We start from the raw sequence: 26,718 nt of genomic DNA, 5'->3' as shown, positions 1-26,718 counted from the left end.
CCCTCCATCACCATCCCGACTGACTTAGCACATCTATTGAAAGGAATATGCTCTAAGTATACCATGGGACAACGTGCAGGACTTCTTATCAATTGCTATTTTCCGACTCTCTTCCCTGACCGCTGAATCATTAGCACATAACAGAGAACGGCGCCTACATCAGCCGCCGCGATGACAATCCCCATCGGCAGCGCCGTCCCGCTGCCGCCAAGCCCAACCAGAGGGGCGACCAGCGCTCCACCTATCAACGACAACAGACCTTGAAGAGCGGATGCACTGCCCGCAGATTGTCCCTGCTGCTGCATCGCCAGGGAGAAGGCCGCCGTGCTAACAATCCCTACGCTGGACACCACCATGAACAGTGGAATCAGAATAGCGATTAGCCCGGCTCCAAGCAAGGTCATTATTAGTAGTAGTAGACCACCGACTGCGGCGTAGATCAGTCCGGTCACCAGCAGCTTTGTCTCACCGAACCGTTCCGCCAATTTGCCCGTAACCTGTCCGGTGATAATAATTCCGAGACCATTCACGGCAAAGATCACGCTGAATATTTGAGGGGTCGCTCCGAACAAATCCTGAATCACAAACGGTGAACCCGCAATATAAGCAAACATAGCTGCAAACACCAGTCCCTGGGAAAGAGCATATCCCATGAACATTCGGTCACTCAGCAGACGGCCAAAGGTGGCCAGCGTACTTTTCAGCCCTCCTCCTGACCGCTGCGCCTCTGGCAGGGTCTCACGCAGACCGAACAGGACAGAGGCCAACATTACAAGTCCAATCACACCAAGCACGATGAACACCCCCGGCCAAGAGGTGAATCTCAATAATTGGCCGCCAGCAATGGGTGCCGCAATAGGAGCCACTCCATTGACAAGCATTAACAAGGCAAAGAACCGGGTCAACTCCGTCCCGGAATACATATCCCGAGCTATCGCTCTGGCTACGACAACCCCCGCCGAGCCACCCAGACCCTGAATGAATCGGAGAACAATGAGCGCTTCAATCGATGTGCTCATGGAGCAGAGAAACGAAGTAATCACATAGAGCGACAAACCAACGATCAGAGGCATCCGTCGACCGCGTACATCACTAAGCGGTCCGGCGACCAGTTGCCCTACTGCAAGACCCACCAGACATGCCGTCAGGCTCAGTTGAGCCAGCGAGGGACTGGAATGCAGATCCCTAGCTAGATCCGGCAGAGAAGGTAGATACATGTCAAGGGACAGCGGCCCAAATGCCGTGAGCGCCCCCAGAATCAAAGCAATCCACAGACGACCAGCTTTGCCTAACGTCCGGGTGTTTACATTGGAGCTAGAATTCATAGTTCCCACTTCACAACCTGTCTTTAAGAGATAACGTTGTTATAATTTTATTACAACATTTATAACAAATTTATAAGACATATCTTACCCTGTCAATCTTTAATTGAACACTGGTAAGTTTATGCTTATCTCCTTTCCAATGAATAAACAGCACGAGTTTCGCCTGCTTCCTTGCTATATGTTATAATTTTTTTACAAATCCAATGGAATCAGGAGTCATTCAAATGCAGAATAACATCGATGTTGCTGGATTGCTGAAGAGCATTTCGGTTATGATCGCAGCCCTGATGGGGCCTTCTACGGAAGTGGTTGTGCATGACATGGAGAACGCAGAAATCATTCATATCGAAAACGGCCATATCACCGAAAGACAGGTAGGTGATTTGGAGGATTCCAACACCATCGCCCTACTCTCGCAAAGCGCCGAGCAAAATAGCACACTGATCGGTTACTTAAGCACTGCCAAGAGCAACAAGCCACTTAAATCATCCACCCTTTTCATCAAAGATCAGGATGGCAACCTCAAATACACACTTTGTGTCAACCAAGACATCTCTGCCTATAAAAGCGCTATGGATCTGTTGACCCACCTCACCAGCACTGTCACTTATGAGGTGGAAGAACAACCAGGCGGCGAAACCATCAAACAAATCACGACAAAGCTCATTATGGAGGAGATTTTCAAAGCCAAGCCATTCTCCATGGACTCCAAGGAAGCCAAGCTGAAGATTATCCAGCAATTGGACGACAAGGGCGTCTTCGACGTTAAGGACGCGGTCCCCAAAGTCTGTGAGCTGCTCTCTATCTCCCAGGCCACACTCTACAACTACCAGCGGGAGCTGCGAGTACGCAAAGAAAAAGAGTCCTCGCGCAGGTAACGCCATCAGCTTTCCCACTCTTTTAACTCAGTTGAATATTAATAATAACAGGCGCCGTGGAACTCATTTTCCGGCGTCCTTTTTTTGTGCTGAACTCTCAGTTCTCACGAATGGATAAAAAAATGGAAACCATCACAGAATATGTGCGAGGTGGTTATTATGAGCAGCCTGATCGAACAAGATTGGGAAACGGATTTGATTCAAACTTTCGAGCTGAACAGCGATTTTTCCATGAAGACAGTCACGTTATCCGGTCAATCGGCAAAAGTATATTATTTCAGCTCGCTCGTGGATCTTTCGAGTACGCTGATTACATTGGATCAGATCATATCGGGTACCGGGGACGATAATCCCTCCCTGGAGAGAGATCTACTTCCACTGGAGTTTAAGCCGGATGTCTCCTATCAGGAAGTAGCCGACTCCCTCATCAAAGGCAAACTGATTGCTAAGGACCCGGATTCTGGAAAGCCGCTCGTGCTGAACGCAGATATGCGGTCGCTTAATCGCTCCATCACGGCCGCGGAGAACGAGAATCCGATTCAGTCCTCCATCGATGGATTTACAGAGAAATTGGATACTAACATTGGCCTGGTCCGCAGAAGGCTTAGCAATAAAGAGCTCGTCATCGAAACATATATTCTGGGTACCAATTCCCACAGGGAAATCGCACTGATTTATATGAAAAATGCAGCCAACCCCAAGGTTGTTCAATCTGTCAAAGAACGACTCTTCAGAAACAAGCATAAAGATGTCATCCATGTGAACGGCTTACTGCAGGTGCTGGAGCAGCCTAAATATTCACTGATTCCCACCTATTTATCTTCAGAGCTGCCCGGAGAGGCCGCACAGAACCTGCTGGATGGAAAAGTGGTGATTCTGATGGATCTGTTTCCTTACGCCTTCTCTTTTCCAGCCATCGTCAAAGATTTGTGGACTTTTAAGCTGGACCTAAACTATCCTTACTTGTATCTCCTGTTCTTCCGCTGTATCCGTATTGCAGGCATAGCCTTCGCGATCATTATGCCCGGGTTGTATGTTGTGCTTAATTCTGTAAATCCAGAACTTCTACGAATTCAGCTGGCGATTTCTGTCGCGAAGAGCAGGGAGGGCGTCCCCTATCCCTCCTTCGTAGAGGTCATGCTGATGCTGCTCCTCATGGAGATGGTTATTGAAGCTACCATCCGACTGCCGAAGAACATCGGCCCCACCATCACGATGGTTGGTGGCATTATCCTTGGGCAGGCGATTGTACAAGCCCGATTGGTGAGCAATCTGCTGATTATCATTCTGGCCGCAACGACCATTTCCAATTTTTCGATGGCTGGATACCTCAACACGATTGGAATTCGCATCTTCAAGTACGTCGTCCTGATCCTTAGTTCTATTTATGGCATCTTGGGATTAGAGGTAGCAATGGTTTGGCTGTTCATCTATTTTGCCGCACTCAAGACGTTCTCAGTGCCTTACTTAAGCCTTAGCACGAAAGGAAAAAGTCCGGATGACTAAACCCATGGTTGTCATGCTGTTTATCCAACTGCATCTGACAGCGATGCTGTCCATTTTTACCGTGAGAATCATGGAAGTCACCTCGTTAGCTCATTGGGAAGCCATCCTGCTTAACTGTGTGGTGGAAATGCTGCTAGTCTGGATCTACCTGAAGGGTTTATCCCGATTCCCGGGGAAAAATATGATTGAAATCATCTCCGAAGCAACAAGTATATGGCTGGCCCGGCTAATTCTTCTTCCCTTCGCCGTCTTCCTGTTCTTCCACCTTACCTTGTTAAACCGTTACCAAATTTTCAAAATCAACGTGGTCTTGCTTCAGGAAACTCCGCTTTGGGCCATCACTTTGCTATACATGGCTCTCCCCTTGTATGCAGCGTGCAAAGGATTCTCTGTCATCCTCCGCATCAGCGCGGCGCTATTCATTTTCTACATTCCTTTTGTGCTATTCTCACTATTTATCAGTGTTCATAATTTCGATTTTCATAATCTCTTCCCGCTCTGGGACCCGAAAATGTCTTTTCTGGCCCATCCGTCTTATTATTCCAGCCTCATCTCTTTCTCAGGCTTTCTGTTTCTTGGCATGTTATCCCTCGACAAACCTTTTAAGCCTAGCAGATTAATGTTGGTTATGATTATCCTTGCCTTCTTCTACCTCTCCGTCGTCTATGTCCCATTGCTTATTTTCAGCGAAGAGGTTGCCGTCACCTTTCAATACCCTAACGTAATGGCCTCAGACACGATTGATCTGGAATGGGTCGTTTTCGATTGGTTGCCTACGTTCTCGGTGGTCTCCTCCACCGGTCTAGGGATTCTCGAAGCAGCTACAACACTCTGGACAGCTACGACTCTGATCAAGAAGCTATTTCTGCCCATCAACAAAGTATGGATCGCTTCAGGTTTGACTGTAGGCATGTTTTTGCTCAGCATGCTGGTTAGAAATAATTATGATTTGAATCAATTTTTAGTATGGAACAGCATCCCGGGAATTTATAGCATGCTCATCCTCCCGCTCGCCGTGGCTTTGTCCGGTTTAAGGAAAAGGAGGGCCTCCGCTTGAAGCGCAGAATTATTCCCCTGCTACTGCTCGCACTCTGCCTCCCTTGGCTGCTGAGCGGCTGCTGGGATATCAAAGATATCAACAAACGTTATCTTCCAGTGGTGATGGGCATCTGTGATGGCAAAAGTGATGTTTACCATGTAACCCTTCAGGTTCCCACTGTAACCGGGACGACGCAAATTCTGGAACAGGAAGCCAAGTCCATCAGCAAAGCCCTCGATTTGATCCGGACCAAATCCGAAAAGCATGTCGATCTGCTCCATTTGCGGTTGATCCTCATTAGTGAAAAAATGGCCGAAAAAGGAATCGACGACATTATAGACTACGCCATTCGGGCCGATGATATTTCCATCAAAGGCATGGTGGCCATTGTAACCGGAGACTTCCAGAAGGCACTGCACCATCAAGTCGGACCAACGCCAGAGGTGTCCTCCTACGATTACTTCAGTGAAGAAGCTGGCTGGACGCCTAATGTATCCCTTGTCCGCTTGTGGGAGGCTTATAACGTTAGCCGTTCCTATACACAAGATACAGCCATTCCACTGGTAGAGACCGGAACTGACACATTATATGAATTCAGGGGCTCAGCCATTATGAGGGGTTCCAAGATGGTAGGCAAACTATCGCCAGACGAGACACTAATCAACAATATTTTTTCTGAAAAATATACCGGAGGAACCATTGAGACAGCTGAGGATACCAGCATCCTGATTAAAAAAGCCTCAGTTCGTCATCGAATAAAATGGGGAGATTCCGGCCCGCAGCTAAACAGCCGACTCCATCTGGATATCGAGGTCTCCGAGAACAAGCAAAAACTCTCCAATCAGGAAATCACTCAGAAGATCAAAACATCCATCGAGAAACGCGGCACCGATATCATGAACAAGCTGCATACGCTCAAAGCAGACGTACTTGGGATTGGACAGTTGTTCAAGCCGAAGATGACGGTAGGACAGTTGAAAGAATGGAAGGAAAGATGGTACCCGCAGTTGCAGTCCAAAATTGAGGTTGAGATTAATGTCCGAAACAACATCTATCTTAAGGATAAAATCAGACAAAACGATCTCCGGATGTGATGCACTGTAGATGATCTGTCGATCACAAAGCAGCGAGCCTCCCATGACAAGAGACTCGCTGCTTTGCTGTAACTTTAATAGACTTGCTTATAGAGGTAACTTCTTAAGGTAAAAGTGCAGGTGCCTTGCGGTTATGTGTTCCTTGCTCATAAGCGTAAGCCAGCTTGATCAGTGTAGCCTCGTCAAACGGACGGCCCAGGAACTCCATGCCTGCCGGCAGACCTTCCGATGTAAATCCGGCTGGAACCGAGATCGCAGGGAAGCCGCTGAAAGGGCTAAGTCGGTTATTGTTACCGGCTTTAGAGGATTCGCCAATCGGTACAGTGGTTTGTACAGTGGATGGATAGATGATGGCATCCAGATGATTGTCCGCCATTACCTTCAAGAGCGCATCGCGTGTCAGCTTGGTGCGTTTCAGGACGATATCCTTATACTCCTGGGATTCCAGATCACGTGTATCGCGCAGCTTGTAGGTACTTTCGTTCCCTTTTAAGAATTGTCCGGAGTTGATAATCTCTGTAAGCGTATGGTAAGGCGCATCCGGCTGGTAATTCGCCAGATATTCATTCAGCTGAGATTTGAATTCATATCCACTGAGACTTGGATATTTCATGATTTCTGCCAGGTTCGGGATGGTGATCGGGGTTGTAATCGCCCCTAGCTTCTTCATGTCGGCAACAGCAGCATTCATCAGATTAGTAGTCGGCATTTCTTCCGGCTTCGTACCAAATAACTCAGTAGCTACCCCGATGCGGGCACCTCTTAGACCATTGACATCCAGATCCTTTGTATAATCGGTCTTGGAGTGACCAACACTATAGGCCGTTGCCACATCATCAGCGTCATAGCCAGAGGAGGTTCCCAGAAGAATTGCTGCATCCGTTACGGTGCGCGCTATCGGGCCGCCTACGTCCTGGGTCAGCGCCAGTGGAATGATGCCATCCCGGCTCGTCAAGCCCACCGTTGGGCGAATACCAACCAAGCTGTTATACGAAGATGGAATGCGGATCGAACCACCGGTATCCGTTCCAAGGCCGGCCAAAGCGAAGTTAGCCGCTACAGATGCACCGGTGCCTGCGCTGGACCCACCAGGAGAGCGGTCAAGAGCATAAGGGTTCAAGGTCTGTCCACCCAGTGAGCTGGCTCCCGTAATACCCGAGGCGAATTCGTCCAGATTGGTTTTGCCGATGATGATAGCACCAGCATCCTTGAGCTTCTTAACCATCTCCGCATCATGCGTCGGGATGGCATCCTTCAGGCAAAGACAGCCTGCGGTGGTAGGCAGATCAGCAGTAGCATAGTTATCTTTTACGACAATAGGAATCCCGTGCAGCGGCCCACGAATGCCTTGGGTCTCTCTTTCTTTATCCATCGCTTCAGCGGTCTTAAGAGCATCGGAATTCACAGTAATTACTGCATTTAGCTTAACCCCTTGGTGATCGTACTTATTGATCCGATCCAGGTACATTTGGGTCAACTGTTTATAAGTCAGCTTCCCTTGACCGACAGCTTTTTGAATATCAGCAATCGTCGCTTCTACCAATTCAAAGGGCTTCAGATAATCATAGAGACGGTCAGCCAGCACCTGAGCCTGCTTCTCTGTCAAAAGCGCTTTAGGTTCAAATCGGCCCGGACTCGTTCCTTGCATAAGCTGTTTCTCATTCAGAGCTCCAATCGCCCCTGCGGACGCTGAATGATCAGGCACGTCGACGAACGGCTCCTTGGCATCTGCCAGCTTCAATGAAGTTCCCAGCATAACAGCTAACTCTTCGCGGGACACGCTTGGGGCCTCTTTCATATGAAAGGAAACGGTGCTTCCAGCCCGTGAACTGGCATCGTTCATCAGGGAGACTAATTCCTGTGAAGTAACCGGTTTGATAGGAGCTGCCACCGTCGGTGCTGCAAAAGCAGACAACGGAACGGACAACAATAAGGCGCCTGTTACTAGACCGGAGATGATAGTAAATCTGGATTTTCTGAACATGATGACTCCCCCGCTTTCAAGTTATGTAATCTGGTTGACTAGTAATTCCCCCTCATTATATTCCGTGTTATATTTCCTTACAAACATAAAATTCTGAATAAAAAGCGATTTCATAGTTTATTATCTTAAATTATCTACTATTCTCGACTTAATACTATCTTTTTCAAGTTATAATATATAATTTTTATATAAAATTTGATTGTACTAATATGACGATGAATACAAAAATAATAATAAATACCATGTTATATGTAATATTATCTAACATTAATATCGTATATTATCGCTTTATCCTTTCGTTGCGATAGATTATTGCACACAAAAAAAACGGCATTTCTGCCGTCTTGCAAGGGACGAATTCATACTTATGAGATGCTTGTTATCCAGCTTAGCATAGGTTCTGCAGAAGGCTGCCAGCCCAACAGATTTCTAGCATGTATCGCCCGCACACGACTGTTGGAAGCGATGGCAAAGCGAGCCCAGTCGCCCAGCTCTGCAATGGCCTCGTCGGCCGGCCAACTCAATGTTGTGCCCCCAAAACCCAGTGCTTCACTGACCGCTTTCGCGATATCCTGAAAGGACTCTTCCCCATTCTCAGCGAAAAAGTACGAAGCAGAAGGAGCTTTTTCCAGAGCCAATCGATATAATTCCGCCAAATCCTTGATGTGAACGTTGGACCAGCGGTTCACACCTTTGCCCACATGAACGCCTGCTCCCACCGCCTTTGATTTACGGATCATCTGCGGCAACTGGTCGCTTTCTGTCGGTAAGCCTAGGGAATCGCCGTAGATCATGGTAGGCACAATAACGACGCTTCTCACCCACTCATCGATTCCGGCTTGGCGCACCAAATTGTTAATAGCTACCCGGTCAACCCGGATATCCATTGGAACAAACGGCGTCTCCTCGTCATATATATTGTCGCTTTGGGTATCCCCCCGAGCATCATCTCCCACCACACTGGAACCGGATGTATGCAGAAAAGCTTTGCCTGTACCACGCAAGGCGGTGATAAAGGTCTCCACTGCCCCTCTATGATCCGAATCGGCGGTATGAATAACTGCGTCGCTTAGCCTAGCATATTTGGTCAACACTTCGTTGTCTTCCAATGTCCCCAGTACAGGCTCAATGCCAATGTCCATAAGAGCATCCACCTTCTTCGGATCACGCACAAGCCCATAGACTACATGTCCAGCATCAATCAGCACCTTAGCCACAGATCCGCCTATATAACCTGTTGCACCTGTTACGAATACTTTCATTGGTTCTCTCCTCCTATATATTTAGTATAAATAGCGGATTAGCCTAGTTGTTCAATCACCGCTTTGGTGAGTGTTGAATTTGAATTGCTCCCCTATTGTAGTTCTACCCAATACATAAAACAAATTATTAATTATAGAGTTAACCATAAATATATTTATAATTAAGAATATAAAAAAGACCGCCCAGCAAACACTGGACGATCTCTATTCCTCTTCACGAATGACCGCCATAATCTCGCGGATCTGCGGCAAATGCTTGTGCTTAAGCTTATAAGCAAAGAACAATTCATTCTTCACTTTTAAATCTTCATAAATCTCTTTCGTGTTGACTCTGGCCGCTTCATTAGTCAAATAAGTAGTGATAACACTAAGACCTGTGCCGTTACCAATCGCAGTTAGGATCATATGTAAATTCGGAATAACATGAACCGGCCTGATCTGAGGGCGTTTGTTAAAATGCTCTCTCCATATCCGCCGGATGATTGGCAGCTCCAGTCCATAGCTCAACCATGGCTGTGCAGACAGCCATTGCTCCCTCTCCTCAAGATCATCCGTATCCGGTATCTCATAATAACTCGGCGCCACAATAGCGAATTCCTCGTCCATTAATTTCAGGTACTCAATCCCCGGTGTCTGTACCTTCTGTGAGGTAATGATGATATCCACCTTATCCTCTTTCAGCATCTCCAGCAATTCACTGGCCGTCCCGAACTGGGTAATGGTGCGAAAATCGTATTGATGGAGCCGTGGAAGTATTTTTTCCATATAGAACTCGTGCGCTGTCCCTATCTTAATCACCGTAAGCGTTGGCAGCGAAGCCGCTCTGAAATTCATCGTCGCCTCCTCCAGCGATTCGATTAGCGGGGCCAGCTGAGAGTACAGCTCCTTCCCCCGTTCAGTCGGCAGCATCTTCCGGGCCGTTCGGATAAAGAGCGCTTCCCCCACTTCAGCCTCCAGAGAAGCCAGATGCTGGCTCATCGCCGGCTGTGTCATCATGCGGGTCTTAGCAGCTTCGGACACCGAGTTGTGTTTATAGATGTTGCAGAAGCTTCTGTACCACTCGAAATCTGCCATATTGCCTCCAGTCTCCTTATTATACAAACACCAGAATTCACCTATCATTTAGACCGCTCACGAAAAATCTCATCCCTGCGGCATTTGGCTCATGTCCATATACAACACATTCCAGCGGTGGCCATCCGGATCAGCAAATCCGGCACCGTACATCCAGCCCTCGCCTCCGGGCTTTTTGTAGACCGTGCCGCCAGCCTCCAGCACCTTGCTCACCAGTTCATCGACTTCTTCGCGGCTCTCTGCGTCAATGGACAATAAGACCTCTGTCCCCTGCTGCGTATCTGCAAGCTCATGGCCTGTAAAGCTCTTAAAAGTATCCACAGGGAACAGCATCACTAGCACATTCTTGTCCCCAATGATCAGTCCGGCCGCTTCATCACTGTTCTCATGCCGTGGATGAAACGAAAAACCAAGCTTGCCGAAAAACTCCCGTGACTTCTGAAGATCCTTTACCGGAAGGTTAATCCACAACTCTTTTGTCAATGCAATCGCTCCTTTTGAAGTTAAAATATGTCCATAGCTCCCATATTAACACGTCTGAGTCGGACATGATTACTTATGGATTGCGGTTTGGTTATTATGACACAGGCAATCCATCAACATACAATCGATAAAACTAGAGCAATTAATCTAATTTGATAATACTTATACTTAAGAATAAGTTTCTCCGTTCTTTCAGTTTATTTCTTTCTCCGCTTTATGCCTTTCCTCCAACAAAACAACCCCACTGCAATGATAACGACGATAAACAAGATGGGGAGTAGTCCCTCTGCATGCCACACTATAAAATATGTGTCTCTATACTGATAATCTTCTTCTGCTAACAGCATATATTCTCCCCAAGCCTCCTAGTGGTTTATGACCATAGACAATATTTTAATGATATCTAGAATATACGTAAACAGCAGCCTCTCCACGCGGAGGGCTGCTGTGCGTTAATTAGTCAGGTACTATCGTAACCATTACCGCAACATATTCTGAAACCGGCGTGAAGCTTCCCACATGATTGGTCTACCATGACCGAAGCAGGCGATTTCGAAATCGTATTGACCCAATTTTCGAATACTTTGCTTCCCAACCTCTAAATCCTCATACCCCATACTGAAACCAAGACCCGTCATATTAGTTGCCACATCTGCTACGAACATAATTCCGCCATGACCAGAATGCAAGAAACCAAGCTGACCCAAACAGTGGCCTGGGAGATGAACAGCCATTAAGTCATCAGAAAAATCAGGATGCTCACCATCTGCTAATCTAACATCAATCTGAACAGGTTCGATGGGAGTCCCCTTGCCAAAGAGACGGAACAACAGCTTGTTTAGCAGACCCGGAGCCGGAGACATCGGCCGCATCTGCAACCCCTTCTCTATAATGTCCGCATCCATGGCATTGGCATAGATTTTAACATGTGGAAGCATCCGTTTTAGTGCTGCTGCACTTCCAGCATGATCGGTATGGCAATGCGTAAGCAAAATAGACTGCAACATCTCACGCTTGTGACCCAGCGATTCAATGGCTGTTATAATTATATGTTCACTCCCGGGTAATCCCGTATCTATAAGTACAAGCCCATGCTCCATTTCCAGCAGGTAGGCATTTACATTTTTCAGAGGCAGTAAATAGATTCCATCAGCTACAGGTTTGATCTTCATCACTCTCTTCCTTTCTATGTTAGAATGGGCTAGCCAGAAATATATTTAGTTAGACTAAATATGTTCTCAAAAAAAACCTCCTCTCTCTCTATTGTTTTTATTCCTCGTCGGAAACATTATTATGAATTTTCTGCAGCCACACCATCATCAGGGAGAGTTCTTCCGGGGCCATCCCCTGCCGGGCCACACTTTCCAGCTCCGTGATGATCTCCATACAGATTTTGCTCTGAGCCAGTCCTGCATCCGTCAGATAAATCCGTTTGGACCGCGCATCCTGCGGATCAGACTTACGAACTACCCAATTCCCTTCTACAAGAGCATTAAGTAGATTGGTAAGTGAGGCCGGACGAATACCAAGCCGCTCATGCAATTCCTTCTGCGTCATACCATCTCCCAAGGTCCACAATTGCTCCAGTACATTCACCTGTCCTGAAGTAAGACCGTAGGCTGCCAACTTCCTGTCATACATGGCGTTAAGTTCGCGGTAAATCCGTTTATTCCAATATACGATATATCCACTGAATGGATGCCCCATTTACTTAGCCTCCCTAAATAATTATTAATCTTTTTCACTTCACTGTCAAGCAGCACGTTCCTTTCAGCTTATCACACACCTTGTATTCAGTGTTGATAGGTTAATGCCTTCATAGATTGATTACAATTGCAAGTGATGCTCGAATAGATGCAGGCAGTTTACTACCTGAAATATGCCCTTTTTCATTCCTCTTGTCGCGCATTAGTGTATCTCATCATATTTTGTTAATGAGAGACAAGTGTTTAGGAGGAATGCCTGGTGCCAAGAGTATCTGTAATTATGCCCGTCTACAATAACGCAATCTATTTGCAGGAAGCCGTTAATTCAATCTTGTTGCAAACATTAAGTGACCTAGAATTGATAATAATTGATGACGGATCAACCGACGGATCAGCAGGAATCATACATGAAATACAAGACACTAGAGTAAAAAAGATATTTCATGCCGAGAATATGGGTATTGTCACTTCACTGAATCAAGGGCTCGATCTAGCCCAAGGCCAGTACATCGCCCGTATAGACAGTGATGACATTGCAGCACTAAACCGCTTGGATGTGCAGGCTTATTTTATGGACCAGAATCCCACCATAGATATTTGCGGAACAGGATATACAACGAACTATCTCGGGCCTGTCAAATTAAATCCTATGTATCATGAAGAAATTAAGGTCTGGTTGTTATTTAATTGTTGCATTCTGCATCCTTCAGTTATGATGCGCAGTAGTTCAATAGATCGTCTCGGGATTCGTTATGATCATAATTACCCTCATGCAGAGGATTATGAACTGTGGAACAGACTAACCTCAAGCGCGCAATTGGCCAATATCCCTCATAATTTAATGTATTATCGACCACATCCAGGACAAATATCCAATACACATCGACCAATACAAGATAATACTGCACGAAGAATCCGTGAAAGACAGCTTTCTCAACTAGGCATTCAATTATCGGATGAGGAATACGCAATAATGACTAGATTAGCTGAGTTTAGGGTTAATGCTGATGATATTGAGGACTATCGAACAGCAACAGGTTTTGCGAATTGGATAATTGATCAAAATCAACAACACCATGTATTCGATCAGGATATTTTAAGAATGGCTTTCTCCAGATGTATATCAAGAATTCCATATTAATCTATAAGCAACCAACGTCCAATCGTTGATGCATGCATTGAGTAAAGGATGTGAAACAACCCGTCAGGCGCTTTTTGCACTCGGCGGGTTGTTTTATGTATGCAACGCATTTCCTCAGGATCGGCAGATGATTCAGGGGCGTTATATAAGCAAATCCCCCCGGCCACTGCCGGGAGGTTTTCAAGGTTGCTCTTTCAATACATAAAATAGCTTATTTTCCTGTCCCAATTCCGCCCAGGCTTGCACCTTTCACGAACACTCGTTCAATATTCTTCTGCACCACAGGGTCTTCAATCAATGGCGGTGCTTGATGTGGCTTGGTACGGGCGTCGATAATAACATTGTCACAGGCCCAATGCTTGTGCTCATACCCGCTGTTCACGCCGTAGATGTCATGTGACGGATTGCTGCGCGTAAAGGTAGCCCACAAGAAATTGTCCAGCTTTGCACTCATGAACTCACTGTCATCACAGAGAATAATCATCGGACAAGATGGCAGTGCACCTCTTTGCTCAATGGCCTTGCTTAACTCACCAATTTCCCGCTGCGCTTCATCGTAGCTGCCAAATGGGGATGCTTGGAGCGCCACAATGCCGGGCATGATCAGTCGAGCTTGTCCGGCTCCCGGGAGATCCTTCAGGATGCCTGGCACTTCACGGCACAGCTCTCTTTTGACCTCTCCAACCGCCGCAAAAACAACCTTACTCCCGGTGTTTAACCCCGTCCCAGAATAATCAAGCGTATCTATTGTCGTGTTAGTCTGAAAATGAATATCCCGGCGCAGATTAATCCGCTCCAGCACATAGGCCAGGAAATCCTCAATATCATGCGTGCTGACCTGCTTGTCCTCTTCCGCCGTAATGAACAGGAATTTCGCCAGGCTGAGCTGCCCTGTGCCCAAAATCCGGTTGGCAATGGTCAGAATCTCCGCAGGCTGCTTGATTTTCTGATATGGAGTGTAACGCTCGCTTCCTATTGCAAACAACAGCGGGTGTACACCCGCAGCGTCGATGGCGTGAACCTCTTTTACCCCGGGAACCTCCTGTCGGATCGCCCCTCCGGTCAATTCATGAATCAGCGCACCAAAGGCAGTATCTTCTTGTGGAGGTCTGCCTACAACTGTGAATGGATAGATGGCATTCTGTTTGGCATACACCTTGTGCACTCTCATCACTGGAAAAGGGTGAATCAAGCTATAATATCCCAAGTGGTCGCCAAAAGGCCCCTCCGGCTTCGTCTCACCCGGATAGATCTCACCTGTGATCACAAAATCTGCATCATTGCTGATGCAGTAGCCATCCACATAGCTGTAGCGGAAATGACGCCCGGACAGCAGCCCGGCAAAGGTCAGCTCGCTCATCCCTTCCGGCAATGGCATCACTGCCGATAACGTATGTGCCGGAGGACCGCCGATAAAGACGCTTACCTTAAGCGGCTTGCCCTGCTTATTGGCCTTATCCTGATGGATGCCGATCCCGCGGTGTATCTGGTAGTGGATACCAACCTCTTTGTTCAACTCATATTCATTCCCGGTGAGCTGGACACGGTACATTCCCAGATTGGAGTTCATAATGCCTGGCTTGTCCGGGTCCTCCGAATACACCTGGGGCAATGTGACAAAAGCTCCACCATCCCCTTGCCAGTGCTTAACCAGCGGAAGATCGGAGATCTGAACTTCCTGGAAGCCGGACGGCAGACTGCCGGATTTCTTCAGAGGCAGCGCTCTTCTTGCCGCAAGTCCGGTGCCGATATATTTGAACGGATTCTTCAGTGCTTTCACTGGATCATTGCGCAAGGCAATGACATTCTGAGTCGAATCCCACGTATCGCGAAAAATAAATTTGCTGCGCTCCACCGTTCCGAACAGGTTGGACACCGCACGGAACTTCGAGCCTTTCACTTTTTCGAAAAGCAATGCCGGCCCACCCGCTTCAAACACCTTCATATGAATGGCCGCCATCTCCAGATGCGGATCAACTTCTTCGGTAATACGAACCAAATGTCCGTTTTTCTCCAGATCAATGATGCATTCTTCCAAATTGCGATAGCTCATGTAATTGCTCCAATCTATTAGGTTAAAATGATAAACTACCGTTTACCTCTTCTTCCTGTAAAAATTCATATAGTTATAGTTTACGATATATTCCGCAAAAACACATCTCTTCTAACACTCCCCTTTGTCACAGTTCAGTTACATGCCAAAAAGCAGTCTCGGGAATTCAACGAACACCCAAGACTGCATCTGCTTTCTTATTCCCACTAACTCTCATAAGACAGAAGAACCCCTGCCAGACCACAAAGGGTACTTCCAGGTACCTATAGCACTTAAAAGTACGTACTTATATTTTCAATTCCTATGGCTATATAATAACTCTCGTTCGCAGGGCATCATCAATACTCTGCTTCGGTTATCATATCAACACTTAGGAGGATTATCATGAGTCAGTCTATTTCACAGTCTCATCAGAATACATCGTCAATCTCGGGAAGCTGGGCCCTTTTTGCCCTCGCCATCAGCGCGTTTGGGATCGGCACCACTGAATTTGTACCTGTAGGCCTTCTTGCTTCCATCGCTGACGATTTGAATATTGCCCTTACGCTGGCCGGTCTGCTCATCTCCGGTTATGCACTTGGAGTCGCCATTGGCGCACCGATTCTGACCGCACTTACGAACCGGATGAGCCGCAAAACGCTGCTGATGTCCCTGATGGTAGTGTTCATAGTCGGCAATGCTATAGCAGGCTTAGCACCTAATTTCACCGTGCTGCTCATCGCGCGTTTCATAACGGCTTTCTCGCACGGTGTTTTCTTTTCCATTGGTGCAACCATCGCTGTTCAGCTCGTCTCTCCCGAGAAAAAAGCCAGTGCTATCGCGCTAATGTTCACGGGTCTGACCATCGCTATTGTTACGGGCGTTCCGCTGGGAACCTATATCGGCCAAGCCTTCGGCTGGAGGGCAACATTCTGGGGTGTGGCTGCGTTTGGCGTGATTGCCATCATTGCTAGTAGTATCTTGATCCCCAACAATCTGAAGCAATCCCCGCCTGCCAAATTCAGCGACATGTTCCGACTGATAACTAATGGGCGTCTGCTGCTTGGTTTTCTGATCACCGCACTTGGGTATGGCGGCACATTCGTAGCCTTCACTTATCTAACGCCACTTCTGCATGATGTGACCGGCATTAGCCAAGGAGCCATTAACATTATTCTGATCGCCTATGGTATTGCCGTTGCCTTCGGCAACTCGCTTGGCGGCAAGCTGGCTAACAAAAATCCCATCCGCGCCTTGTTCTGGATGTTCGTGATTCAAGCCGTGGTATTGGTCCTGCTGACTTTCCTTGCCCCATTAAAAATTGCTGGCATCATTGGTGTCATTCTGATGGGTCTGTTCGCCTTCATGAACGTACCTGGTCTTCAATTGTATATTGTCCAGCTTGCGGAGAAGTATGTCCCTTCAGCGGTGGATGTTGCCTCTGCGCTTAACATTGGAGCATTCAATGTAGGTATTGCACTTGGCTCCGTCGTCGGTAGCGTCGTCATCGACCATCTGGGTCTCGTTCATACACCTTGGGTCGGTGCCATTATGGTCTTCGCGGCAATTATTCTGACAGGGATTTCAGCCAAACTTGAACGAAATTAATCTATATTGGGGGAAGTATCTCCATAACCCCATCCAAAACAGGCTGCTTTCATCCCTCCCCCTACTAATCTTAAGGAGGAGCAGAATGAAAGCGGCCCTTGTTTATCTACGACATGATCAACGACATTAAATCCCTTACTGCTGCGGCACAGCTTGTAAGTTCTCCGGTGCTCTCTGTTTCAGGATCGGGATCATCAGCAGTGCGCCAAGCAGGAACAGAACACCGGCTCCGGCATAAATGGTTACCAGCGGATAGGCATGCTTCAATGTGCCGGCCAGAGACATGGAAATTACCATCATCCCTGTGAACATAGGCATCAGCACCCCGTTCACTCGGCCCACGATGGATTCATGCGACCATTTCAAGATCATCGTGCTGATCCCAATCTGGATGCTAGGGAAGGCCAGACCGTTCACGAATTGTGCGAGCAAGGTGAGGCTGACACTTGTTGAGAGCCCAATAACGGCCGTACATGCGGCACTAACCAGCATGCCAAAGCCCAGCAAAGCCTGCGGGGGCACACGTTTTGAGAAAGCAGCAATAATTCCACCGCCAATTAGCATAGCCGCCCCATTCACAATTAGCATGTATTGCAGAAAATTCTCAGGCTTCCCCAGCCGCTCCGTTACGATAAACAAGCTCAAGGCCTGAGCTACACCAACGGCCAGCCCGGCAAGAATAAAAGCCGCGCCAAGCATGCGTAAGACCGGACTCTGCCATACATAACGAAAGCCCTCACTCAGTTCCTTACGGAATTGTCCCTTGGTCTCAGTCGTCCGTGGCTCGACTTTATCTTTCGGTAGCCTGAACAGTACAAGCGCAGAGAGCAGAAACACAACTCCCATCACCGCTATCGAATACTCCAGACCTAAATTGCTGTAAGCAAAGGTACCCAGCATCGGTCCAAGCACCATGAAGATCGCCATCAGCGACTGAAATAGCGCCATCCCCTGCTGTAGCTGCTCTTCAGGTACATGCTGCTTGAACAGGCGCATCCCCGAAGGCTGTGAGAATTGAGACAGAATCGCCGAGATGAACGTCACAAAGTACACAGAGTGCCAGCTGCCAAAATGAATAGTCAGGAGCACAGCAAATACGGATACCGCTGACAGCAAATCACACCAGATCATGGTCCGCTTGGGCCGCCAACGGTCTGCGAACGTTCCGCCAATAAAGGAGAACACAAAGATCGGGGCGAATTCGGCCAGGCTGATCAATGAGATCGCATACGGATCCTTGTTTGTCTTCTCCGCAACGTACAGCAAAATGGCAAAATTACGGACCCAGATTCCGATCTGTAGCAGAACATTAGAAAATATGATCGTCTGGATGAAGCGGTTGCTGAGAAGGCTTGGTGATTTCGGTGCGTTAGGCACTGCACTCAACGTTTTCAACTCTCCTTTGTTAGGGAATCTCTCTGTAATAATTGAAATATATGGATGAGTATAATCAGAGCGCGCATATTTGTAAATGAGTTCCTGTAAAAAAAAGACCCTCCTTTTGTAAAAGGAGGGCTACTTGACGATTCGATTGCGAATAGCAAATACGACAGCTTGAGTACGATCTTCCGCGCCGAATTTTTGCAGGATACGGTGGACATGGGTCTTCACCGTACTCTCGCCGATATAGAGCGCGGCCGCAATCTCTTCATTGCGTAGTCCGTATGCCATTTGCTGGAGGACGTCCAGCTCCCGCTCAGTCAGTGGATCGAAGGACGGTAACAGGCCCGGCACGGGGTCCTCCAGAGGGGCTGGCAATCTGGAGGACATGGCCCGTCCGATCACCTTGGAGGCCACGGCAGTCCGGAAAATGGCCTCCCCACGGAATGCCGCTCGCACTGCATCCACCAAATCTTCCGGAGCGGCATCTTTGAGCAAATAACCAGCCGCACCGGATCGGATTCCTTCATAGACATAGTCCTCTTGATCAAAGGTAGTTAAGATAACAACTTTGCACTCCGGATCAATCTCCAAAATACGGGGTGTTGCTTCGATTCCGCTGCCACCTGGCATCTGAACATCCATCAGCACTACATCAGGTCGGATATGCTGAATCAGTTCCACGGCCTCTGGCCCACTCTCCGCTTCGCCCGCCACCTCCATATCCTCCTGCGCATTAATAATGTATCGCATGCCGTGACGAACCAACTGCTGGTCGTCAACCAGCATGACTCGAATCATTGATTCCGTCATCGTCTCTCTTCCTCTCTGCCTTGCTCTTCACCCAGCGGCACTGTAACTATCAGTCTCATCCCGTGCGGCTGAACCCCTTCTATCTGCAGCATGCCGCCCGCACGCACACAGCGGGCCTCCATACTGGCTAGACCAAAGCCGGGCTGCGTCGCAGCGGTAGGCTGCCAGATCCCGTTATCTGCAACAGTCAGGATCAGTTCTCTGCTATGGCTAGTAATAACCACTTCAACATGAGAAGCGTGCGCATGTCGGATCACATTCGTAAGTGCCTCCTGCAGCACCCGATACAACAGCTCGGAAATCTCTGTTCCCCATTCCTGATCATCCCCGTCAACGGACATTCTGATGATAAGTCCAGCCTGCTCTTGCACCTGCTTGACAAGACTTTGCAAAGCCACAAGGCCAAGCCGGTCCTCATCCGTCGCCATCTGCCGGACGACAGATCGGACATCCTGCAAACATCGACGGGCGACGTCAAGAACCGTCCGCAGCGCCTTTTCACCTTCAGCAACATCACTTTTCATCATAAAGGGCAACGCCTGAAGCTGCACGATCACGGAAGTCAGACCGTGGCCGATACTATCGTGAAGATCACGGGAAATGCGGGTTCGCTCCTCCAGAACAGCATAACGAAGCAGTTGGACCGTTGCCTCCTCCAACTCCTGGTGAGTATGTTGCAACTGATGATGCGCTTGCTCCAGCTCCGCATGAACCGCCTGCAATTGCTCATAATGGAGCATACTGGACCGGGTAGCTTCCCTGCGGACCCGCACTCCCCAAAATATAATGTACGTACCCATGTGGAGAACAGAAGCGACTAAAATATCATTCTTCTGCACCCCGTACAGAAAGAAAATGAGAGCATCACCTGATATCATCAATACGCCCAGCAGGATCGAAAAAAACAACGGAAGCCGCAGCGTAGCATAGCCTATAAGATAGAAAACAAAGACAATCAGCGGTGCCGGGGTACTGAACATCTGGCAATAGAGCAATGTCAGCAGCCAGCTAAGCAGCACCATAATGCCACGCCAGGAGGCCTTGACGCTCGACCCTGGCAACCACAAAAGGACCAAATAAATCAGCACCGCCAGTATTCCCACAGCCGGGCCTGCTGCGGGGAATCTGGACGAAGGCACTATGATTTGGGGAACAACATTTAGCGTATATAACAGTATAAGACTAAGGACGATCTTTCGCTGGTGGGTCAGGAGAAAGCCTGCCAATGGACCGAGCTTTGGTTTGATTTTCATAATAGAATCCTTGCCATTTGGAATGATATCTCATTATAACACCTTTATCTCAATCTGCCGGAATATCCTGCCAACTGTTTGTATTTCAGATATACAAAATAGCGGCGAGCAAAGACGTTAGCAATCGAAACAAATAGCAATCCGGTGCTTATAGACAACACAGCATGATGCGCACCCCAGTACTGCGCAAGATGGCGAATCAGCATCACGGCCAGAAAAATCACAATGCCGGCTACCGAGCCCTGCGACGTGATTTTGCCCGTATCAGGATTCACCCGCACCTTCTGAAGCTTGCCTCTCCAGGCGCCCAGAGCAAGACCTAAGACGATGCAGATCAGGTAGACCAGCAAACTGCCAGGAGTAAGGTCGATTGTGGTCATACTGGACAACATCAAATATGCAAAAAGAATCGGGGTAATCCATAAACGGGAGGGTCTGATTTCTTTTTCCCGCAGATTTAAAATTACAACAAGGATCACCACAATCACATAGTTGGTCATACTCATTTGAATTCCTCTTTTCTGTGGCAATTTGTAAGGCATGGCATAATTGTACCGAAATTACGGTTCTATGGAGTCCACCCACAGGTTGATGCTCACGCTCCACCCGGAGATGGATCTTGGGAAAGAGTCCGAAATGCCTGATGCAGGCATTTTGCCCTCTCGGCCCTGCATTAATACCTATAGAACGTCCCGCCTTATGGGACAAAGAAAAAAGACACAGCCTGTTAAGGCTATGTCTTCATGGAAGCTCGTCTTAGTTATTTTCGGGAATAGAGAGCCAGGCCCGCTGATTTTGCCAACTCACCTGAACCGGGGTTTCAAAGAAAGAGGTCAGGTTGGCGCTGGTCAAAACCTCTTGTGAATGACCTTTAGAGTATACTTCGCCCCGCCGAATCAGCAAGGTCTGGTTAAATACAGGCAGGATCTCTTCGATATGATGGGTAACGAATAATAGCGTTGGAGCATCCGGCTCCTGAGCCAACTCACTGATGCTTGCAAGCAGCGCTTCTCTGGACAGGAAATCAAGTCCGTTCGTAGCTTCATCCAGAATAAGCAGTCTTGGCGAAGCCATCAGTGCCCGGGCAATCAGAATCTTCTGCTTCTCTCCCTGTGAACAGGATTGATAAGCGCGATCCAGCAAATGAAGGCAGGACAAACGCTCCATCAGCTTCCGGGCCTGTTCATAATCTTCCTCACTCGGCTCGGCGTATAATCCGATGGAGGCATGTTTTCCGCTGATCACCACATTCTGGGTCTTGTCATTGGCATGCAATCTCTCCTGTAATGAGGAGCTGACCCAGCCGATGGACTTGCGCAGCTCCCGAAGGTCCACATCCCCGAATCTGTGCCCAAGCACAGATACCTGACCCTTGGTCGGCCAGATATAACCGTTGATGACGTTTAACAGCGTCGTTTTGCCCGAGCCATTAAGTCCCAGGATCGCCCAATGTTCTCCTTTGGTCACGGTCCAGTCAATTTGCTCCAGGATCGTCTTGTTGTCCCGGTTCCAGCTTACATTGTTCACTTCGATCACATTCGTCATCTGCTTAATCACTCCTTGAAGGAAAATGGGCGATATTCATCATATCATCTGATGTTTGACTTCAAAAAAATTTAATCCTGATTCAGAAATTTCTTGAGTTGCCCCACGGTGCCGTTCAAATTTTGCAGTGTCCAGTGCTCGGCCGCAGCCACATCCTTGTCCCGGATCGCCAGATACAGATTCTCATGAAAAAGATGATGCGGGTCATGTACTTCCTGATCTTTGGCCAGCGTATGCTGCGAGTCTAGCAGCACGGACGAGAACGTTCTGTACAAATCAGCAGCAATGCTGTTATGACTCGCTACCGCCACTGCCAGGTGAAAAGCGATATCCGCATTCAGGTAGGCGGTCGTATCGTCGTTGTCCAGTGCCTGCACCCTCTGATCCAGTGCGGTCCGCATATGCTCTAGGTCCTTCTCGCTCCGCCGCTGTGCAGCCAGCCGGGAAATATCCAGCTCCAGCATCTTCCTTACTTCGTATACCTCCAGTAATTCAGCTCTCCGCAGCCGGTGAACCAGCGGTTCATGAATAATAGGGTCGGCTGTCAAAAACGTGCCAAAGCCCTGCCGCTTCTCCAGCAGACCTGCATGCACCAGCACCCTGACCGCCTCGCGGATCGTCGAGCGTCCAACGCCGAACTGCTCCATCAGCTCTGGTTCCGTGGGGATTTTATCACCGTGCTTGAGCTCTCCGTCGGAAATTTTCTTCTGCAGTTGATTGACCACATCATCCACCAGCTTGGGACGATTCAATGCCTTGAATGAAACTTTAGAATTCATCAGATCATCTCCTGTTTATTGGATAATATCACGGTGCGGTTATGGGGGCAACCTCTTTTTTTCCAAATTCGCATGTAGAAAAACCCGGTGATAGCGTCTTTTCAAGGCCTCACCAGGTTTAGGATTAGAACAAATTAACTCTGTTTGGGACCCACGATTCCTTGCATAAGCCCGCCTCCCGCCATAGCATGACATTACCGCGGTGTTTCTTAATCCTTTTCAGAAATTGCTCGGCGACGTTCCCTCCAGCCTTTTCCTGACGAATCCACCAATATGATCTATCGCCTGTTGTGCTTCGGGTAGCATATGAGCCAGGAATTGAAACACGCTCCACATATTCTCCCAGATTTCCAGTTCCACCTTAACGCCGGCCGCATCGGCCCGTTCCTGCAATCGGATTGCATCGCTTAGCAGCACCTCATGATCTCCCACTTGTATCCATAAATGAGGTAAACCGTGTAGATCCATCCTTAGCGGAGAAAGTAACGGGTGCTCTGCTTCCTTGATACTTGCATAGTCTTCCAGTATCCTCTCATTGGCGGCCCGACTCCCTGTTGGATCAAGTGCTGCACGACTGCTGTACGATTCTCCATCCAGATGAACCAGATCTGTGTGCGGGGATAGCAAAAAAGCTCCGGCCGGCAGCTCCTCGCCTTGATCCCGCAATGATAATAGGGTCATCAGGACAAGCGTGCCTCCTACAGAATCTCCCCCCAGTATAATATCTCCGGCAGCATAACCTTGATTCCTTAACCAGCGGTATGTGTTCAGACAATCGTCATTGGCGGCGGGAAAAGGGTGTTCAGGGGCCAGTCGGTATTCCACAGCGAGTATCTTAATCCCGCTGGACTTTGCGATTCTAGTACATAGATCCCGGTAAAAATCGCAAGTTCCAGCAACAAAGCCTCCTCCGTGGAAATACAGAATCGCCTTGTTCTCCATATCAGGAACCAGGTTGCCAGGAATAGCCCATTCGCCCCGCAGCGATCCGATGCTTTCTGTCCGGTAAGTTATCTCATCGTGCCTCGGCATTCCCGCTGCCGAATTTGCCATGCTCCGCCTTATCTCTGCCACCGTCTGACTCGCATAATTATTGTTTTGCCGCAAATAGTCTTTAATAGCCTCTAGCTGCTCTACACTGGTCCTTAACATATTAACGCCCTCCTACTGGTCTTGTTACAATTACTTTAAGACCTGTAGTTAGGTACAGGGTCAACTAGGAATCCATATTGAGGATTTGCAGTGTCGCCTGCACGCCAGGATGTCTATCCGTGGCCTGTAAGTTGCTTTTCAACTGAGTCAGCGCCAGCAGTGTGTCCTCTTTTTTCGAGATCTCGGATCTGATCTTCTCCTGTTTTCGATCTATGGTCATTATGAAATCATTAATGTTTATTTCACTATTTCTTGATTTGGTTAAGGCCTTTCTTATTTCCTTCAGCGTGAATCCGCAGGTTTTGGCGTTATGGATAAATGTCAGTCGGTCCAGCACCTCTTCTGAATAGATACGGTAGCCGGATTCTGACCGCTGTAGCGGAGGCAACAACCCTTGTTTCTCGTAATATCTTAACGTTTCCATATTCACATTAGCTATTTTCGCTACCTGTCCACGTAAGTATCCCGTCATCACCGTGACTCCTCTCACCATCCATCTGCTCTTATTCTAGCAAAAAAATTCCAAGACCTGAACATCAGGCCTTGGAATCATGCGAAGTCTCTCTCACTCTGTCAAATATAAATCTCCGAAGGCGTCGATATCCTTGGCAGTCCCTATGCCACTGTTGTATTCTACCCAGCCTCTGCGCCCGTCTCCGTCGTTGTCATTGACCAGGATTGAGAATTTCAGCTTCAGGCCCTTCTTCACCAGTGCGGTATCACGGCTTAACTCTTCCCATGGAATCGCCATCTCATAGGTGGTTTTTGAATCTTCCCGTTTGATGACGTATTTAAGATCTATGGCATCGCCCACTGAAAAGCCGCTTGGTGCGATCCAGCGCCACTTGTACAACGTTCCGTCGTCACCTCTCGCGGCGCCTAATTCATGATACTCTGACGGAACCGTGCCATCCGGTTTCGCTATGCCAATCCCGATCTGGATACTGTCCCCGCTCCAGATGGCATCCCCCGATGCCGTCTGAACATGCTTGTCGTCGGTAACCTCTACCCCGAGATAAAGGTTATTCGCATCCCATGAGAGTTGGCCGTTGGCACTAAGATCTTGTTCTCCCTTCCAATCTCTAATCTTAACATCCTTTACCTCAAAGCGAGCAAAGTCATTCCAGTCTGACAGGTTGCCATCGATCTTCAGCGGCTTACCGAGCTTCGGAATAAGAAGAGCATTCAAAGTATCCATCGCTGTCTGTACCAATGTACCCTGATCGTTAGTAGCCTTCAGTGTGCGCTGACCTCTTGCCAGTTCCGGGAGATCAACACCCACCTTCTCGCCTGGTTGCAGTGCCTCCACTGCAGTTGTAAAAGTGCCTGGAGTAGACCGTGCTGTCTCATAATCCACTTCCAATAACCCGCTGAATTTGTTCTTGGACCGGTTGGTGACATCCATATGCGTTCTTATCGCTTGGTGTGATGAATCATAGAAAGTCATATAATGTACCTTCAGCGGATCGGCGACATTCACATTAACGGTAAAGCCCTGGGCGGTCTCACGGACCGCTCCTTGCCACACATCAACGGATAGATTCCCTCGCTTGACGGCATCTGGAGTCTGGATCTGCAGTATGTGGTTCTCTTCTCCAATGAGCTCCCACCCATCTGGCAAAGAGACATGTAGCTGCTCTCCGGTATTACCTCTGTAAGCTTCGGGCAATTTGATGTCAAAAACATCACCGGATGCAACGGAGAGACTGGAGTTTTCCGGTAACCGATCAAGCTCGCGGGTGTTCCTGAGGTTCCATATGAAATGCGAAGTTGTCTCTACAATCTCGTCGATATACTTTGCGTTCTTGTAATCGTGGCCTACGCCCTCCATCGTAAGCAAATTATGATAAATTCCCTGCTCCTTCAATTGATTGCCCAAATCCACACTTAGCTGGTATGGAACCAGCTTGTCTATGGTCCCATGGATAATAAGAAACGGTGGAAGCTTGCTATCCGGAAGCCTTGTCAGATCCCCGCCATAAATATCCACAATGGCAAAGACAGACTTCACAAGAGCCGGATCACTGGACAATGAGAGATTGACAAAATTTATAGAAAGATGGCCACCAGCAGAATCTCCTCCGATCACAATATGATCGGCATCCAGTCCGTAAGTCACTACATTATCGTTAATCCAATGGATCACATCCCGTATATCCTCGCAAGCATCGGTAAGCGTTCGGCTGAAGTTTATAAACGGGTCTTTTTTCAACCGGTAATCCACGGACAGGACCACATATCCCCGTTTAGCCATCGCCGTTGCAAAATCTGCAGCATCTTCCTTACCTCCTCCTGAATAACCGCCTCCATGAATGAAGACGAAGACCGGCCTCAGCTTGTTGTTGTCGCCAGTGGGCTGGTACAGGTCAAGCTTCAACCCTTCCTCCGCTTCTGTCTCATTCTTCTTCGTGGCGTACAAAATATCACGTTTCACATCAACCTCATAAGCCGGGGTCAAATACTGCACCGGCTCTTGCTCGTGAATCACCTTAACGTTGAGCGGTGTTACACTGTTATTGGCAGGGTTCTCCACGGATACCACCTCCTTCTTTTGATTATCAGAAACTTTGTTATCCTCACGATCATACAGATATAACCAGGCAGCTAGAACAATAAGCAGAATCGGAATCACATAAACAAGCCTGCGCCTCACTGTGACAACCT

At 48.1% G+C, this 26,718-nt stretch carries 23 protein-coding genes; 6 read left to right on the top strand and 17 right to left on the bottom strand.

All coding sequences use genetic code 11. From position 1 onward, the window contains the following. Window positions 1-95: 95 nt before the first annotated feature. Window positions 96-1,325: a multidrug effflux MFS transporter gene (locus AC3Y23_RS13680; protein ID WP_379199726.1), complete on the bottom strand. Its 1,230-nt coding sequence runs from the start codon at window positions 1,323-1,325 to the stop codon at window positions 96-98. A 224-nt stretch (window positions 1,326-1,549) separates the two neighbouring features. On the opposite strand from AC3Y23_RS13680, the gene AC3Y23_RS13675 reads away from it, so the two are divergent. The 4 genes from AC3Y23_RS13675 (at window position 1,550) to AC3Y23_RS13660 (ending at window position 5,842) form a co-directional block, all read left to right on the top strand. After that, window positions 1,550-2,203, top strand: coding sequence for a helix-turn-helix transcriptional regulator (locus AC3Y23_RS13675; protein WP_379199724.1), 654 nt, complete (start codon window positions 1,550-1,552; stop codon window positions 2,201-2,203). Window positions 2,204-2,362: 159 nt separating this feature from the next. Beyond that, entirely contained in the window at window positions 2,363-3,709 is a 1,347-nt protein-coding gene (locus AC3Y23_RS13670; protein WP_379199721.1) for a spore germination protein, read from the top strand. Beyond that, window positions 3,702-4,766, top strand: a complete 1,065-nt coding sequence (locus AC3Y23_RS13665) for a GerAB/ArcD/ProY family transporter (RefSeq protein WP_379199719.1) — start codon at window positions 3,702-3,704, stop codon at window positions 4,764-4,766. Before AC3Y23_RS13670 ends, AC3Y23_RS13665 begins: the two co-directional genes overlap by 8 nt. Further along, the gene (locus tag AC3Y23_RS13660) at window positions 4,763-5,842 is read left to right on the top strand and encodes a Ger(x)C family spore germination protein (protein ID WP_379199717.1); all 1,080 of its coding nucleotides are present in this window, start codon (window positions 4,763-4,765) and stop codon (window positions 5,840-5,842) included. The genes AC3Y23_RS13665 and AC3Y23_RS13660 overlap by 4 nt, the downstream gene beginning before the upstream one ends. A gap of 103 nt (window positions 5,843-5,945) precedes the next feature. Here AC3Y23_RS13660 and AC3Y23_RS13655 read toward each other — a convergent pair whose 3' ends face one another. The 6 genes from AC3Y23_RS13655 to AC3Y23_RS13630 form a co-directional block, all read right to left on the bottom strand. After that, the gene (locus AC3Y23_RS13655) at window positions 5,946-7,826 is read right to left on the bottom strand and encodes an amidase family protein (protein ID WP_379199715.1); all 1,881 of its coding nucleotides are present in this window, start codon (window positions 7,824-7,826) and stop codon (window positions 5,946-5,948) included. 365 nt (window positions 7,827-8,191) lie between these two features. Continuing rightward, window positions 8,192-9,088, bottom strand: coding sequence for an NAD-dependent epimerase/dehydratase family protein (locus tag AC3Y23_RS13650; protein WP_379199714.1), 897 nt, complete (start codon window positions 9,086-9,088; stop codon window positions 8,192-8,194). A 204-nt stretch (window positions 9,089-9,292) separates the two neighbouring features. After that, entirely contained in the window at window positions 9,293-10,162 is an 870-nt protein-coding gene (locus tag AC3Y23_RS13645; protein ID WP_379199711.1) for a LysR family transcriptional regulator, read from the bottom strand. Between the two features lie 69 nt (window positions 10,163-10,231). Then, window positions 10,232-10,645: a VOC family protein gene (locus tag AC3Y23_RS13640; protein ID WP_379199709.1), complete on the bottom strand. Its 414-nt coding sequence runs from the start codon at window positions 10,643-10,645 to the stop codon at window positions 10,232-10,234. A gap of 479 nt (window positions 10,646-11,124) precedes the next feature. Beyond that, window positions 11,125-11,817, bottom strand: coding sequence for an MBL fold metallo-hydrolase (locus AC3Y23_RS13635; protein WP_379199707.1), 693 nt, complete (start codon window positions 11,815-11,817; stop codon window positions 11,125-11,127). A gap of 97 nt (window positions 11,818-11,914) precedes the next feature. Beyond that, window positions 11,915-12,352, bottom strand: coding sequence for a MarR family winged helix-turn-helix transcriptional regulator (locus tag AC3Y23_RS13630; RefSeq protein WP_379199705.1), 438 nt, complete (start codon window positions 12,350-12,352; stop codon window positions 11,915-11,917). Window positions 12,353-12,610: 258 nt separating this feature from the next. On the opposite strand from AC3Y23_RS13630, the gene AC3Y23_RS13625 reads away from it, so the two are divergent. Continuing rightward, complete coding sequence (locus tag AC3Y23_RS13625) at window positions 12,611-13,492, top strand: glycosyltransferase family 2 protein (RefSeq protein ID WP_379199703.1); 882 nt, start codon at window positions 12,611-12,613, stop codon at window positions 13,490-13,492. Between the two features lie 211 nt (window positions 13,493-13,703). Here the strand turns inward: AC3Y23_RS13625 and AC3Y23_RS13620 are convergent, their stop codons facing one another. Beyond that, on the bottom strand, window positions 13,704-15,545 hold the full coding sequence (locus AC3Y23_RS13620) for a UbiD family decarboxylase (RefSeq protein WP_379199701.1): 1,842 nt from the start codon (window positions 15,543-15,545) through the stop codon (window positions 13,704-13,706). A gap of 384 nt (window positions 15,546-15,929) precedes the next feature. Between AC3Y23_RS13620 and AC3Y23_RS13615 the strand changes: the two genes are divergently transcribed. Continuing rightward, window positions 15,930-17,132: an MFS transporter gene (locus AC3Y23_RS13615; RefSeq protein WP_379199699.1), complete on the top strand. Its 1,203-nt coding sequence runs from the start codon at window positions 15,930-15,932 to the stop codon at window positions 17,130-17,132. Window positions 17,133-17,267: 135 nt separating this feature from the next. Here AC3Y23_RS13615 and AC3Y23_RS13610 read toward each other — a convergent pair whose 3' ends face one another. From AC3Y23_RS13610 to AC3Y23_RS13570, 9 genes are all read right to left on the bottom strand, one after another. Then, the gene (locus tag AC3Y23_RS13610; RefSeq protein ID WP_379199697.1) at window positions 17,268-18,527 is read right to left on the bottom strand and encodes an MFS transporter; all 1,260 of its coding nucleotides are present in this window, start codon (window positions 18,525-18,527) and stop codon (window positions 17,268-17,270) included. Window positions 18,528-18,647: 120 nt separating this feature from the next. Further along, window positions 18,648-19,325 carry a response regulator gene (locus AC3Y23_RS13605; RefSeq protein WP_379199695.1) on the bottom strand — a complete coding sequence of 226 codons (678 nt, stop codon included), beginning with the start codon at window positions 19,323-19,325 and terminating at the stop codon, window positions 18,648-18,650. Continuing rightward, on the bottom strand, window positions 19,322-20,578 hold the full coding sequence (locus AC3Y23_RS13600) for a sensor histidine kinase (RefSeq protein WP_379199693.1): 1,257 nt from the start codon (window positions 20,576-20,578) through the stop codon (window positions 19,322-19,324). The genes AC3Y23_RS13605 and AC3Y23_RS13600 overlap by 4 nt, the downstream gene beginning before the upstream one ends. Window positions 20,579-20,622: 44 nt before the next feature. Further along, window positions 20,623-21,084 (bottom strand): CcdC protein domain-containing protein, encoded by a 462-nt coding sequence (locus AC3Y23_RS13595; RefSeq protein WP_379199690.1) that lies wholly within the window; start codon window positions 21,082-21,084, stop codon window positions 20,623-20,625. A gap of 250 nt (window positions 21,085-21,334) precedes the next feature. After that, entirely contained in the window at window positions 21,335-22,123 is a 789-nt protein-coding gene (locus AC3Y23_RS13590; RefSeq protein WP_379199688.1) for an ABC transporter ATP-binding protein, read from the bottom strand. A gap of 71 nt (window positions 22,124-22,194) precedes the next feature. Continuing rightward, window positions 22,195-22,902, bottom strand: a complete 708-nt coding sequence (locus AC3Y23_RS13585; protein ID WP_379199686.1) for a FadR/GntR family transcriptional regulator — start codon at window positions 22,900-22,902, stop codon at window positions 22,195-22,197. Between the two features lie 219 nt (window positions 22,903-23,121). Then, a complete protein-coding gene (locus AC3Y23_RS13580) occupies window positions 23,122-24,054 on the bottom strand; it encodes an alpha/beta hydrolase (RefSeq protein ID WP_379199684.1) in 933 nt (310 codons plus the stop codon). A 64-nt stretch (window positions 24,055-24,118) separates the two neighbouring features. Next, window positions 24,119-24,526 carry a MerR family transcriptional regulator gene (locus AC3Y23_RS13575; RefSeq protein WP_379199682.1) on the bottom strand — a complete coding sequence of 136 codons (408 nt, stop codon included), beginning with the start codon at window positions 24,524-24,526 and terminating at the stop codon, window positions 24,119-24,121. A gap of 93 nt (window positions 24,527-24,619) precedes the next feature. Continuing rightward, window positions 24,620-26,707 carry an alpha/beta hydrolase fold domain-containing protein gene (locus AC3Y23_RS13570; protein ID WP_379199680.1) on the bottom strand — a complete coding sequence of 696 codons (2,088 nt, stop codon included), beginning with the start codon at window positions 26,705-26,707 and terminating at the stop codon, window positions 24,620-24,622. Between the last annotated feature and the right edge of the window lie 11 nt (window positions 26,708-26,718).

This window comes from Paenibacillus sp. MAHUQ-45 (genome assembly GCF_058133325.1).
This window is presented reverse-complemented; position numbering and strand designations above follow the sequence as displayed.

Coding starts and splice junctions, on each gene's coding strand:
- AC3Y23_RS13680 (WP_379199726.1), bottom strand. CDS start 1,325: ATGAATTCTAGCTCCAATGTAAACACCCGGACGTTAGGCAAAGCTGGT.
- AC3Y23_RS13675 (WP_379199724.1), top strand. CDS start 1,550: ATGCAGAATAACATCGATGTTGCTGGATTGCTGAAGAGCATTTCGGTT.
- AC3Y23_RS13670 (WP_379199721.1), top strand. CDS start 2,363: ATGAGCAGCCTGATCGAACAAGATTGGGAAACGGATTTGATTCAAACT.
- AC3Y23_RS13665 (WP_379199719.1), top strand. CDS start 3,702: ATGACTAAACCCATGGTTGTCATGCTGTTTATCCAACTGCATCTGACA.
- AC3Y23_RS13655 (WP_379199715.1), bottom strand. CDS start 7,826: ATGTTCAGAAAATCCAGATTTACTATCATCTCCGGTCTAGTAACAGGC.
- AC3Y23_RS13650 (WP_379199714.1), bottom strand. CDS start 9,088: ATGAAAGTATTCGTAACAGGTGCAACAGGTTATATAGGCGGATCTGTG.
- AC3Y23_RS13645 (WP_379199711.1), bottom strand. CDS start 10,162: ATGGCAGATTTCGAGTGGTACAGAAGCTTCTGCAACATCTATAAACAC.
- AC3Y23_RS13635 (WP_379199707.1), bottom strand. CDS start 11,817: ATGAAGATCAAACCTGTAGCTGATGGAATCTATTTACTGCCTCTGAAA.
- AC3Y23_RS13630 (WP_379199705.1), bottom strand. CDS start 12,352: ATGGGGCATCCATTCAGTGGATATATCGTATATTGGAATAAACGGATT.
- AC3Y23_RS13620 (WP_379199701.1), bottom strand. CDS start 15,545: ATGAGCTATCGCAATTTGGAAGAATGCATCATTGATCTGGAGAAAAAC.
- AC3Y23_RS13615 (WP_379199699.1), top strand. CDS start 15,930: ATGAGTCAGTCTATTTCACAGTCTCATCAGAATACATCGTCAATCTCG.
- AC3Y23_RS13605 (WP_379199695.1), bottom strand. CDS start 19,325: ATGACGGAATCAATGATTCGAGTCATGCTGGTTGACGACCAGCAGTTG.
- AC3Y23_RS13600 (WP_379199693.1), bottom strand. CDS start 20,578: ATGAAAATCAAACCAAAGCTCGGTCCATTGGCAGGCTTTCTCCTGACC.
- AC3Y23_RS13595 (WP_379199690.1), bottom strand. CDS start 21,084: ATGAGTATGACCAACTATGTGATTGTGGTGATCCTTGTTGTAATTTTA.
- AC3Y23_RS13590 (WP_379199688.1), bottom strand. CDS start 22,123: ATGACGAATGTGATCGAAGTGAACAATGTAAGCTGGAACCGGGACAAC.
- AC3Y23_RS13585 (WP_379199686.1), bottom strand. CDS start 22,902: ATGAATTCTAAAGTTTCATTCAAGGCATTGAATCGTCCCAAGCTGGTG.
- AC3Y23_RS13580 (WP_379199684.1), bottom strand. CDS start 24,054: ATGTTAAGGACCAGTGTAGAGCAGCTAGAGGCTATTAAAGACTATTTG.
- AC3Y23_RS13575 (WP_379199682.1), bottom strand. CDS start 24,526: ATGACGGGATACTTACGTGGACAGGTAGCGAAAATAGCTAATGTGAAT.